This is a genomic window from Colwellia sp. Arc7-D, assembly GCF_003061515.1.
Lineage (GTDB): Bacteria > Pseudomonadota > Gammaproteobacteria > Enterobacterales > Alteromonadaceae > Cognaticolwellia.
This window is the reverse complement of sequence record NZ_CP028924.1, coordinates 2397354-2410918: the sequence shown is the minus strand read 5'-3', so window position 1 is coordinate 2410918 and position 13565 is coordinate 2397354. Positions and strand designations below refer to the sequence as shown.

At 38.7% G+C, this 13565-nt stretch carries 9 protein-coding genes; 8 read left to right on the top strand and 1 reads right to left on the bottom strand.

The genetic code is table 11. From position 1 onward, the window contains the following. Positions 1-267 precede the first annotated feature (267 nt). Positions 268-1185: a M14 family metallocarboxypeptidase gene (locus DBO93_RS10455; RefSeq protein WP_108456295.1), complete on the top strand. Its 918-nt coding sequence runs from the start codon at positions 268-270 to the stop codon at positions 1183-1185. A gap of 83 nt (positions 1186-1268) precedes the next feature. Beyond that, the gene (gene yeiP / locus DBO93_RS10450; protein ID WP_108456294.1) at positions 1269-1841 is read left to right on the top strand and encodes an elongation factor P-like protein YeiP; all 573 of its coding nucleotides are present in this window, start codon (positions 1269-1271) and stop codon (positions 1839-1841) included. A 363-nt stretch (positions 1842-2204) separates the two neighbouring features. Here the strand turns inward: yeiP and DBO93_RS10445 are convergent, their stop codons facing one another. Next, the gene (locus DBO93_RS10445) at positions 2205-2720 is read right to left on the bottom strand and encodes an NUDIX hydrolase (protein ID WP_108456293.1); all 516 of its coding nucleotides are present in this window, start codon (positions 2718-2720) and stop codon (positions 2205-2207) included. Between the two features lie 295 nt (positions 2721-3015). Between DBO93_RS10445 and DBO93_RS18780 the strand changes: the two genes are divergently transcribed. The 6 genes from DBO93_RS18780 to DBO93_RS10420 all read left to right on the top strand — a co-directional run bounded on the left by DBO93_RS18780 (position 3016) and on the right by DBO93_RS10420 (position 13537). Beyond that, positions 3016-3165 (top strand): hypothetical protein, encoded by a 150-nt coding sequence (locus tag DBO93_RS18780; RefSeq protein WP_182256123.1) that lies wholly within the window; start codon positions 3016-3018, stop codon positions 3163-3165. Positions 3166-3544: 379 nt separating this feature from the next. Next, complete coding sequence (locus DBO93_RS10440) at positions 3545-5389, top strand: alpha-amylase family glycosyl hydrolase (protein ID WP_239058966.1); 1845 nt, start codon at positions 3545-3547, stop codon at positions 5387-5389. Then, complete coding sequence (locus DBO93_RS10435) at positions 5386-7971, top strand: TIM-barrel domain-containing protein (RefSeq protein WP_239058965.1); 2586 nt, start codon at positions 5386-5388, stop codon at positions 7969-7971. The genes DBO93_RS10440 and DBO93_RS10435 overlap by 4 nt, the downstream gene beginning before the upstream one ends. 289 nt (positions 7972-8260) lie before the next feature. Then, the gene (locus tag DBO93_RS10430) at positions 8261-8608 is read left to right on the top strand and encodes a hypothetical protein (RefSeq protein ID WP_162533764.1); all 348 of its coding nucleotides are present in this window, start codon (positions 8261-8263) and stop codon (positions 8606-8608) included. Between the two features lie 212 nt (positions 8609-8820). Further along, entirely contained in the window at positions 8821-10293 is a 1473-nt protein-coding gene (locus DBO93_RS10425) for an efflux RND transporter periplasmic adaptor subunit (protein ID WP_239058964.1), read from the top strand. A 34-nt stretch (positions 10294-10327) separates the two neighbouring features. Then, positions 10328-13537, top strand: coding sequence for a CusA/CzcA family heavy metal efflux RND transporter (locus tag DBO93_RS10420; RefSeq protein WP_108456290.1), 3210 nt, complete (start codon positions 10328-10330; stop codon positions 13535-13537). Positions 13538-13565: the final 28 nt, after the last annotated feature.

Sequence of the window (13565 nt, the reverse complement as noted above, 5' to 3'; positions counted from 1 at the left end):
TTTTTAATAGGGTGAAAATAAACAAAACCTAATTTTTAGATCAGTAAATATAGGCGGGGAGCCTTTATCAATTCTTAAAGCCCTTAGCTAGGGTTGCTAGTAATTTTGTATATTACGAACACATTTTTTACATAAACCTTCCTGTTATCTGAAATAACCAACTGTTTGCACTTATATTTATCTCATAAATTATATTTGATTGTTATACTTCAACGTTATAATGGATTGTATAATCTGGCAAAACGTAAAACTTATTTAGGTAATTATATGAATACAGAAGCAGCATACCCTATTGGCGAACATGGTAAAAAGTGGACTGATGGAGATAAAGAATCATGGTTTCAACAGCAGAATAAAAAACGTAGTTACTATGAGCAGGTTGTAAGTCATTTAGATAGTTTAAATGAGGATTATATTATAGAGCAATATGGCAGCTTACTTTACGATGCTGAAAATTATCCTCTATATGCTCTTAAGTCATTAAATTGGAACGATGATAAACCTAATATATTAGTAACTGGCGGTGTGCATGGTTATGAAACCAGTGGAGTTCAAGGCGCTATTCGCTTTTTGCAAACAGCGGCTAAGCCATTTCTAGATGATTTTAACTTTGTGGTTTTACCTTGTATTAGCCCGTGGGGATATGAAACGATTAATCGTTGGAATCCATTAGCAATAGATCCGAATCGTTCGTTTTATGAAAACAGCCCAGCACAAGAGTCGTCAGCCGTTTATCAATACATTAAAACACTAGAAATTGAGTTTTTGTCGCATATTGATCTTCATGAAACAACCGATAGCGATAATAGTGAATTTAGACCCGCACTTGCCGCTAGAGATGCGATAGAGCAAAAAAACTGGAATATACCTGACGGTTTTTATTTGGTTGCTGATAGCACTAAACCGCAAGATGCATTTCAAAAAGCCATTATTAGCTCGGTAGAAAAAGTTACCCATATTGCCCCCGCTGATGATGAAGGTAAATTGATTGGTGTAGCGTTATCGCAAGAAGGGGTAATAAACTATGCTGCACGTGAGCTAGGCTTATGTATGGGCTTAACTGACGCACCTTATGTAACTACGACAGAAGTTTATCCTGACAGCCCAAGTGCTAATGATGAAATTTGTATTATTGCTCAAGTAGCGGTGATTACAGGGGCATTAAACTACTTAATGAGCCTTTAAGTCGGGGATTTAGCCGATATTACCTTGCATAATAACTAATACATGTTATTTTTCTTGAATAAATTAATTGAGGATGGTTTTTAATGCCAAAAGCTAGTGATATAAAAAAGAATGCCGCGATAGAATATAACGGTAAAGTAATGATTGTTAGAGATATTGAGCGTTCAGTCCCTCAAGGTCGTGCGGGTGGTAGTTTATACAGAATGCGCATGTACGATGTAGTAACCGGCGGTAAAGTCGATGAAACATTTAAAGCCGACGATATGCTTAACTTTGCTGATTTAACTCGTCGCCCAGCGATGTTTTCTTATATTGATGGTGAAGAATATGTTTTTATGGATAACGAAGACTACACACCTTACAATTTGAATGAGTCGTCTGTTACTGAAGAAGTTTTATTCATTAATGAAGAAACTCAAGGCATACAAGTCATTATTGTTGATGGTGTGCCAGTAGCGATTGATTTACCGTCAAGTGTTGAATTAGTTATTACAGAAACTGATCCGTCAATTAAAGGTGGTTCTGCTACAGCTAGAACCAAACCTGCTATTTTATCCACCGGCTTAACGGTGCAAGTACCTGAGCATATATCAACGGGTGATAAAATTAAGATTAATACCGAAGAACGAAAGTTTATGGGTAGAGCAGACAAATAAGTTTTTATTTAGCTTACGGTTAGTTTGGTTTATATCCGAGCTAATGTGGCCTTGTAAAAGCTAGCTTAAAATAGTTAGCTTAGTAAAATAAAACCAGTTAATTCGTTAGCTGGTTTTTTATTTTCGGTAGTATCAAGGTAGAGACTTTATTCTGTTAATTAATTTGCTTTGAGGTCGCTTACTTGCTTTTAAAGATAATAATGAGCGAACATTCATCAAAACATGACATTCAAACACTACATTCAAACACTACATTCAAACACTACATCAAACATTACATTAAACACGACATTAAACACGACATTCAAATATTGAATCCAAATATAAAATTAGCGATGAGATAAATTTACTCGTCAACAATAGTTAAAGTAATTCAGTAACAATTCGTTTTAATAAATACGTTTCACGTTCAATCGATAAGCCTTTTTTCTCACTATTTTTTATAACATCTTCATTGTGCTTAATAGCTTGGTGAATGTTCATCCATAACGGTTGCATACCGTTTTGTAACTCATGGGGTTCAAACTCTGGCGCAAGCAGTTCTTGATCAATGTCGCAGGTATAGCAATAAGAAAGCATATGCATGACATCATAATCTTCTTTATACCAATTACGATATTCTTCATAACAACCAAATGCTTGCACGTTAGTAACATTTTGGGCGCCTGTTTCTTCTCTTAATTCGCGAATAAGACCCGTTACGTTGTCTTCTCCTTCATCAATGCCGCCTCCGGGTAGGCTGTAATCATGATATCGCTTGGTGTAAAGCAAAAGTATGTTTTCACCGTTTAATACAATGGCGCGAGTAGCTTTGCGTGTGAAATGATGATTAACATTTGTATGTAAATCGGTTACTTGTGTTGATTTTAGAAGGCGCATAGATAAATTTTTTAATTACTTTTTTTCATTTATGGGGGTGGGTATACGTTAAATCAATAGTAAGTCTATTAGGTTGATGAAAGATAAATGAAAGTCGATATGAAAGCTTTTACTTTTTAGGTTTTTGATTAAGTTTTAGCTTGTATGTTGTTTCAATTCCAGCCATTTTGGTTTCGTTTTGGTTGTGATTTAGTGTTTTTATGTTTCGATTTGTAATTTATTTTGAATTTTACAGTGTAAAATGAAAGTTACTATGTAATAATACAGGGGTGGTAACGTTAATCAGGAGAGCATTATGGCTCACGAAGAAACAGTGAATGTAATAGAACCTAGCGAAAACGCTAATGGCATGTTAAAAACTATTGATCAGCAATTAACTGATGCTAATGCAGAAATTGACGATCTTAGAATGCAAATTGCTTGGTTAGAACGCTCTTACGAATAAAAAATATTATGTTGAAAAGGCCAGTATGAATTTCATACTGGCCTTTTTTTTACCTAAAATTTGATCAGATAAATACATTTTTGCAAAGTGGGTAGATTCAAGATTCGTTTTTACAAATTAATGACGGCAAAAAAAATTAAATTTTTTATGAAATCGTATGCAGTTGGTCAGACTGCAATTTAATGTGTACTCTCGAAATATTGTCTTTGTTGTTGCCTTACTTCTGATATTGAATTAAATGGGCAGCATTCATGTTTAAGGTTATAAAATGCGTTGTTGTGTATCAAAAATCACTCATTTCAGTAGACTAAAAATTGTGGCTTCAAGCTTAATATTCGCTAGTTTTTTGCCCGGTTGTACAATTGAAGATGGAGAGTCGATGAACTTAACTGATTTAAGTAATGTAGCTGAGATTGCAGCGAGTAATGAACATGCTGAACAAGGTAAGCCTGTTGTTTATCAGGTGTTCACTCGGTTATTTGGTAATAAAAATACTACCAATAAGCCTTGGGGAACGATAGATGATAATGGTGTGGGTAAGTTTAGTGACTTTACTGATAAGGCATTACTCGGCATTAAAGCGTTAGGTGTTAGTCATATTTGGTACACCGGCGTTCCACATCATGCCTTAATTGGTGACTATACAAAATTCGGTATTAATAATGACGACCCAGATGTAGTGAAAGGGCGTGCAGGCTCACCTTATTCTGTTAAAGACTATTACAGTGTTAACCCCGACTTAGCCGATAACCCAGCTAATCGCGTAGAAGAATTTGAAGCCTTAATTGCCAGAACGCATCAACAAGGCATGAAAGTGATTATTGATATTGTGCCAAATCATATTGCACGCGACTATCAATCGTTAGGTAAACCTGAAGGGGTACGTGACTTTGGCGCTGACGATGACAAAACGGTTGAATTCTCAGCGGATAATGACTTTTATTATGTCGTGGGAGAAGACTTTAAAGTACCTGAATCTAATGATGGCTATGCACCCTTAGGTGGTGAAAAGCATCCGTTAGCTGATGGGATATTTAACGAGTCTCCTGCAAAGTGGACTGGCAATGGTTCTCGTGCCGCGCAGCCCAGTATTAACGATTGGTATGAAACCATTAAAGTGAATTATGGAGTAAAGCCTGATGGTAGCTATACGTTTGCAAGATTACCTGAGTCGTATCGTTTCAAAAGTTATCAAGCGCATAGCGAATTTTGGCGTAATAAAAAAGTGCCTAATTCTTGGGTGAAATTTCGTGATATTACACAATTTTGGCTGGATAAAGGCATAGATGGCTTTCGCTACGATATGGCAGAAATGGTGCCCGTTGAGTTTTGGAGTTATTTAAACTCAGCCATAAAAATGACCAATAAAGATGCTTTTATATTGGCAGAAGTTTACAACCCCAAACAATATAGAAATTACATTCAGTTAGGAAAAATGGATTACTTGTACGATAAAGTAGATTTTTATGACCGCCTGAAAGATATTATGCAAGGTCACGGTAATACCTCTGATTTAGCTAATATTGCGCAGCGTTACAGTGATATTGAACAACACTTGTTACATTTTTTAGAAAATCATGATGAGCAGCGTATTGCCAGCCCTGACTTTGCCGGCAGCGCTGAAAAAGCAAAGCCCGCCATGGTGGTTTCCGCGTTAATTAGCCGCTCGCCAACGATGATTTATTTTGGCCAAGAAGTTGGTGAAGATGGCAGTGAAGAAACGGGCTTTGGCGACCCAACGCGTACCACTATTTTTGATTATGCCGGCGTACCTGCACATCAACGTTGGATGAATGGCGGCAAGTTCGATGGTGGCCAATTGTCTGATGATGAGAAAAGTTTGCGAGACTTTTATCAACGCTTGATGACCATTTCAGCGCAAAATAGCGCAATGTTAGGGAATTACCAAAGCTTACATGAAAATAACCGCAAAGCGTTAAGCACTTATAATCATCTGCAATTTGCATTTGCTCGTTGGCAAGCACAAGAAAGGTTAGTTGTTGTTAGCAACTTCGATAGTGAAAATAGCTATCAATATAACTTGCAATTACCAAGCAATTTAGTGAATCAGTGGCAATTACCGGCGGGCGAATACCCGCTAGTAGATTTACTTTATGGCAGTTCAAATATACTAACGGTTCACGCTGATAAAACCGCCACTGTTAACGTGACTATGTTGCCATTAAGCTCTTTTGTTTATCAACTTCAGGCCGTTAAGTCATGATGAAAAAAATCACTTTTGAATCCAAAAAAATAATGCAATCGAGCGCTTTATATCTTCTTGCCTTGATTTTAATATTTATTAGCTGGCAGGGATTAACTCGCGATTATATTGATCATCAATTATTAGGTAACACCTTAGCAGTAAGGACGAGCGATGGTATTGTTGAAATTAATGCGCTTAATCAATCTGCGTTCGAAGTGCATTATCAACCGATTGGTTTCAAGCAATTACCGTCATTTGCTATCGACACCGTTAGCACGTCAAACAATAAAGATGAAAGAAACTTAACGGTTGTAGGTTCTGCGAAAGCGTTAACGTTGAGCAGTAAATTCTTGGTGGCGATTATCAATAAATCACCTTTTAATATTCGTTATACCAAACCCAATGGCGAGTATATCGCTGCTGAAGAGCTTGGGCTTTTTACTCAGCAACCTCAAGCTGTAATACCAAAAGTAACTGTAAAAACTGACGTAATTAAACTTCCCGTGGACAACGAAGTCATTGAAGTAACAGAGTTAAATACAGAGCCTCCGATTGAATTTACTTTAGGGTTTCGTTTTAAATTACAACCTCAAGAGAAAATTTTAGGTGGCGGTCAGCGCGTGTTAGGTATGGATCGTCGTGGTCAAAAAATGCCACTATATAATCGTGCTCATTACGGATACGAGGATCAGTCAAATCAAATGTACTATGGCTTGTCGGCCATTATGTCGAGTAACAAATATATTATCGTCTTCGATAATTCTGCAAATGGCGAGCTTGATATTGCTCACGACGAAGCTGACATATTACAGTTTAGTGCCGTTGGTGGACGCACGTCTTATTTGATTATTGCCGGCGATAGCTATCCAAAATTAATTGAGAACTTGGTTGATGTTACCGGAAAGCAACCATTACCTCCGCGTTGGAGTTTAGGTAATATTGCCAGCCGTTTTGGCTACCATAGCGAGCAAGAAGCGCGTGCTGTGGTACAAAAATATCATGATGAAGACTTTCCGCTTGATGCCATCGTGTTTGATTTATATTGGTTTGGCCCTGATATAAAAGGCCATATGGGTAATTTGAATTGGGATAAAATAGCATTTCCAACGCCGGTTGATATGATCACAGACTTTAAAGCCCAAGGGGTAAATACCATTATGATCACGGAGCCCTTTATTCTAACTTCTTCAAGTCAATGGCAAAGTGCGGTTGAAAATAGCGCCTTAATGAAAAATGACCAGGGGCAGCCTGAAAAGTTTGACTTTTATTTCGGCAATACGGGTTTAGTCGATGTTTTTGATGAAAAGAGTCAAGACTGGTTTTGGCAATATTATCAACAACTCGCCGAGCAAGGTGTGGCAGGATGGTGGGGGGACTTAGGCGAACCTGAAGTGCATCCTGCAAATGGTTTGCATAACTTTGCTGGGGGTAAAGTTACCGGTGATGAATTGCATAATGCTTATGGTCATAAATGGGCTGAAATGGTTTTTAAAAGATTACAGAAATTTCAACCTGAAACACGGCCATTTATCTTAATGCGTTCAGGTTTTATTGGTTCACAACGCTACGGCATGGTGCCATGGACAGGTGATGTAAGTCGCAGTTGGGGTGGTTTTAAACCACAAGTAGAATTAGCATTACAAATGAGCGTGCTCGGTTTAAGTTATATCCATTCAGATTTAGGTGGCTTTGCTGGCGATGGCCCGATAGATAAAGAACTTTATATCCGTTGGTTACAATACGGTGTTTTTCAGCCAGTTTATCGCCCGCACGCTCAAGAAAATGCCAAACCAGAGCCAATATTTCATGACACTGAAACTAAAGATATTTTGCGTGAATACGTTAAGTTACGTTATCAGTTAATGCCTTACATTTACTCGTTAAGCATTGAAAATAGCTTAACAGGTATGCCTATAATGCGTCCGATGTTTTTTGAAGATGAAAGTAAGCTAGATCTTATTGATGAAAAAGATAGTTATTTTTATGGCGATGCCTTACTTGTTGCACCTGTAACGGAGCAAAATGCTCGTCAAATAAATGTGAACTTACCTAAAGGTGTTTGGTTTAACTTTTGGAACGATAAACGTTATTTAGGCAATCAAAAAGTAACTATAGCTGCACCGCTAGATCAAACGCCGGTGTTAGTTCGAGGTGGCGCTTTTATTCCTATGGTTGAAACGGTGCAATCGACCAAAGATTACAAGACCAAAAATTTAACCTTACATTATTACGCTGACACATCGGTAAAATCATCTTCTGCAGTGATGTATAACGATGATGGTAAAGATCCGAATTCGCTCGCTAACGGTGATTATGAAACACTGACCTTTAATGCCATACAACAAGGCAATAACTTGTCGTTAAACTTACAACAAGCGGGTGACTTTTCAGGAATGCCTGCATCACGTAAATTGAGCGTAGTGATCCATCATTACGGTGATACTTCAGCAAAGATAAAAGTAAATAATAAGGCGATAAAACTAGTAGCGAATCAACAGCAGTTAACTGATCACACTATTGCTGCTTGGTATGATAGTAGTGCTAATCAACTGCAAATTAAAGCTGAGTGGAATAAGACGGTGAATATAACTATAAATTAAATGAGCTTATGAGCATTAACATTTTTTAATGCTCATGCTTTACTGAACATAGTTTTGATGTGCAGCTTGCTTTTTAATACCAATATATAGTTTTGATTTGTATTAAAATGTTACTGTTTTTTTACGTAATATATAGCTCTACTTAAAGGTTACACTACTTTTTAACAAGTTAAGCCAAAATACCATAAGCAGTTAAACATACTCAGGTTGAAGGGCACTAATAATTAACTTACACTGATGTTTCGTTGTTAAGAGAACTAAAGCTGTGTTTAATCGTTTGTTAATTATAATGTTTACTCTTTTGTTTGCTGGTCAAACAATTGCGTCTGCTTTTGATTTACACAGCAGCCACCAAAATACAGACTCAACGCAAAATTTGTCTCATCGTAACTTAGATCAATCACATAAATCTCATCAAGAAGGCACGTTAGCTAGTACACTTAATAATGCTGATGCCGGTGAACAAGACCCATTCGATTGTCATCATTGCTGCCATTGTCATGCGCCATCGGTTGTTTATATTACTTGTAATATTTCAACAAGCTTTACGCACAAAAGTAATGATAATATTTTGACCAGAAAAGTAGCCTTAGTGTCACTTTGGATAACACCCGAACATCGCCCACCTATAGTTTAAAACTTACCTCAAATTTATCTGAACATGCAATGCACTGGTTTGGATATTTATGCTTTGTTAATCGATATGTTTTGTTTACTTTAACAACACTCAGCTGAGTTATTTGCTTTATGCAACTCAGTGCTGCGTGATGCGTTTTAGTCAATCAAATAAATAAACCTCGATTTTCAATCTTAAAAGTCATCTTAAAAAACTAAATTAAGAGTATCACTATGAGTAAGTTTCACCCGAGTAGCTTTAATATGGCTGCGCTATTTTTACGTTATATTTCACCTTGTTTAATTATAAATTCACTCGCAAAGCTCGCTGTTTTAACAGGTATATGCACTCTCAGAAAATCAGCGGTTTTATTAGTCCCTTTCACATTAACTACGTTACTTAGTACTTCAGTGATGGCAAGGGAAGTTAATGTGACAAGCGAAAAATCACCAGAAAAAACGGCAACATTGTTAGATAACCATGCCAGTCATGATCACAAAAGAAATAAAGCAACTGAGCAAAAAACCAATAAAACTAAAGTTAATCCACACCAACATGGAGTAGAAGGTGCTGAAGAGGACCATGAAAATCATGGTGAACAAAATGATGTTAACCAAAACTTTTCTCAAAGCGCTTTACTATCCTTATCAAGCGATAAAGAACCTGCAGAAGGTAATCATCAAGAAGGTGTAAGTTTCAGTGTGGAAAAAATGGCACTTGCCGGTATTGAAATTTCAGCAATATCAGCAAAAACATTTGCCAGTCATGTTTATGCACCAGGTGAGATTAAAGCCAATGGCTATAAAAGCTATATTGTTTCTCCGCGCACTGAATCTGTGGTGGTTTCTCGCCATGCCACGCTAGGGCAACATGTTGAAAAGGGCGATGCTTTAGTCACTCTGTTTAGTGAATCGGTTGCCGAAGCACAAGCGAAATATCGTGTTGCCTATAATGACTGGCAACGAAATAAAAAACTCGGCAAAGAAACCGTGAGTGAAAGCCAGTTATTAAGCTCAGAAACCGATTATATTTCTGCATACAGTCGTTTGAAAGCCTTTGGCTTAACTGAAACCGCTATTGCACAAATTGTTAAGGGTAACTTGCTAAATGCTTATGTTGAGGAACTTGGTGAATACACCTTAATTGCACAGCGAGCAGGAGCTGTACTCAGTGATGATTTCTCACAAGGGCAAAGGCTATCAGCAGGTGACGCTATTATGGTGTTAGCAGATGAAAGCGAGCTATGGGTTGAAGCGCGCGTTTCGCCAAATAAGCAATTGAATTTGCCCAAAGGTACGCAAGCGGTTATTGAAATTTCTGATCAATATTTTGTCGCCACTGTCATTCAAGAGGCACATACTATAGACCCAAAAACGCGTACTCGTATTGTACGTTTGGCGGTTAAGAATGATCACGACCGTCTTCATCCTGGCATGTTCGTTAATGTAAATTTTAGCTTTGAAACTAATACGGCAGTAATGGCGGTACCCGAATCAGCACTTATGCGCTCAAGTGATGGTGATTGGACGGTGTTTGTTGAAGATCATCCCGGAGAGTTTACGGCGGTTGAAGTAACATTAGGTCGTTCATTAGGTCGTTATCGTGAAATTATTGGCCTAGCTCCATTAACTCGTATTGTGACAAAAGGTGCATTTTTTGTGGCCTCTGAAATGGCTAAAGGCGGCTTTGATCCGCATAACCATTAATTCATCAATAGCGAAGAAGTAGGAGCAGAATATTATGTTTAATAAAATGATCGATTTTTCTGTCAATAATCGCCTATTGGTGATGTTGATGTTAGCGGCAACACTGGTTGGCTCAGTGTTTATTATCCCACAGTTAAATTTGGATGCTTTCCCTGATGTGACTAACGTACAAGTCGCAGTAAATACAGAGGCACCAGGCTTAGCGGCTGAGGAAGTAGAACAATTAATTACTTACCCTATTGAAGCAGTAATGTATGCCATGCCTGATGTTGAGCAAGTGCGCTCAATTTCAAAAACTGGTTTGTCGGGTGTTACCGTGGTTTTTAAGGAAGGCACGGATATTTACTTTGCTCGTCAATTAGTTTTTGAGCGCTTACAAGCGGCGAAAGAATTAATACCACAAGGTGTAGGTACGCCAGAAATGGGGCCAAATACCTCAGGATTAGGGCAAGTATTTCAATATTTACTGATTGCTGATGAAGATGCTGGTTATGACGCGATGGCGTTACGCAGTCTTAACGATTGGATTGTTAAGTTATTGCTGATGCCGGTTGATGGCGTGACCGACGTATTATCGTTCGGCGGTAATGTTCGTCAATATCAAGTGAATATTGAACCGAGTAAATTACTCTCTTATGAGCTGAGTCAAAGCGATATTGTTGGCGCGCTAGAAAATAACAATAGCAATGTCGGTGGTTGGTACATGAATCGCGGGCAAGAGCAATTAGTGGTACGCGGAACTGGTTGGTTTAGTGGCGGTGCCGCGGGCTTGACTGATATTCAACAAGTTCCGGTTAAAACGGTAGCTGGTACGGTAATTACAGTTGCGGATGTCGCCACCGTTGAACTTGGTAGTGAAATTCGCCAAGGTGCGGCCACTATGACTAGGCGTAGCAAAAATGGTGATATTGAAAGCCTAGGTGAAGTGGTTTCGGGCATCGTACTTAAGCGTATGGGTGCAAATACAAAATCGACCATTGATGGTATTAATGCGCGCTTACCTTTAATTGAACAAGCATTGCCAAAAGGTGTGCGTTTTGAAGCTTTCTACGATCAGTCTGACTTAATCGTGAAAGCGGTTAACACCGTCGTTGAGTCACTTATTCTTGCGTTTATTTTTATCGCCATTGTACTAGCTTTGTTTTTAATGAACTTGCGTGCGACTTTTCTAGTATTAATCTCCATTCCTATTTCAATCGCGATCACGTTAATGATCATGTCGTACTTGGGCTTATCGGCAAACCTAATGTCTCTGGGCGGAATAGCTGTAGCTATTGGCATGTTGGTTGATGGCTCAGTAGTGATGGTTGAAAACATGTTTAGGCATCTTAATCGACCTGATGAAGCGCATTCGAGTAGTGTTATTTCTCGAAATGATACTAAGTTTACTGACAGTGACTCGCATGATGTGTTGCACTATGACCGTAGCGGAATACCATTAAGATTAAAGCAAGCAGGTAAAGAGGTTGCTCGACCAATATTTTTTGCGGCGTCTATTATTTTGGTGGTATTTATGCCGCTATTTAGTTTTGAGGGCGTGGAAGCTAAATTGTTTCAACCTATGGCGATAAGTATTATTTTAGCGGTAATTTCGGCTATTTTTGTCGCTTTGATTGTTGTACCTGCTTTGGCTACTTATATGTTTAAAAAAGGTGTTAAAGCGCGTGAAAGTATGATTTTACGCCCACTTGAACGTTGGTATCGCAAAAGCTTAGCGCTCGCGATGCAACAGGCCAAAATGATTATTGGTATCTCATTAATATTGCTATTTAGTGCTTTGGTTTTAGTACCTAAAATAGGTACTGAGTTTGTGCCTGAATTAGAAGAGGGGACGATTAACCTGCGTGCTACATTGGCCCCGTCTTCGAGTTTAGCTACCGCGTTGCAAGTCGCCCCGATATTAGAGGAAAAGTTAATGGCTTTTCCTGAGGTAGACTATGCACTAAGCCGCATGGGACGAGCTGAAATTGGCGGTGATCCCGAGCCTGTAAACAACATTGAAATCTATATTGGTTTGAAGCCCGTTAGTGAGTGGACAAGTGCGAGCGATCGTTACGAACTACAACGTCTTATGGCAATAGAGTTAGAGCAATTTCCAGGATTATTGCTTAATTTTTCACAGCCTATTGCTACCCGTGTAGATGAATTACTGTCGGGGGTTAAAGCGCAATTAGCGATTAAACTTTTTGGACCTGATTTAACTATTCTCGCATTAAAAGGGCAAGAGATTGAAAGCGCTATTAAATCGGTAGAGGGTGCTCGCGATGTTGCCATGGAACAAATTGTTGGTGAAGCGCAGTTAGTGATTAAGCCTAATAGGCAACAGTTGTCTCGTTTTGGTTTTTCTGTTGGTGATGTAATGTCATTGGTACAAAATGGTATTGGCGGTATAACTGCTGGCCAAGTTATTAATGGCAACGAACGTTATGATATTTATGTGCGTTTACAGGAGAGCAGTCGTAATAGTCGCGATACCATTGCAGAGATACGTCTGCAATCACCGACGGGAGCTTGGGTGCGTCTAGGCGACATTGCCGATATTTCACTTGAATCTGGGCCACCACAAATTCGTCGTGATGATGTTCAGCGCCGAGTGGTTATTCAAGCCAATGTGCAAGACCGAGACATGGGCAGTGTTGTAGCTGATATTCGTGCGGTTATTGCCGCCAATGTTGATTTACCTGCGGGCTATTCAGTCGCTATTGGTGGTCAATTTGAAAATCAGCAGCGCGCGCAGGCTAGACTCGCTATAGTTTTACCTGTGTCGCTAGGGTTAATTGCATTATTGCTATATTTTGCTTTTGGCTCAATAGGTCAAGCCATGCTAATTTTGGTGAATGTGCCATTAGCGATTATAGGTGGTGTGTTTTCATTATACCTTTCAGGGCAATATTTATCAGTACCAAGCTCTGTAGGTTTTATTACATTGTTTGGTGTGGCGGTATTAAATGGTGTGGTGATGGTGGAAAGTATCAACCAAAGAATTCAAGGCGGCTCAGTGGTTTCAAAAGCTGTATTTGAAGGCGCAACTTCACGTTTAAGGCCCGTACTGATGACGGCGATAACGTCTGCGTTAGGGTTAATTCCTATGTTAATGTCTAATGGTGTAGGAGCAGAAATACAAAGGCCTTTAGCGAGCGTTATTGTGGGTGGGCTAGTAACGGCAACTTTGCTAACATTATTTGTATTACCGGTGCTTTTTAGTTGGTTTTCGAAGGCTAAAATAGTGGAATTGAAACGTTAATTTAGCGAATGAAAGCTAGCGTTTTTAT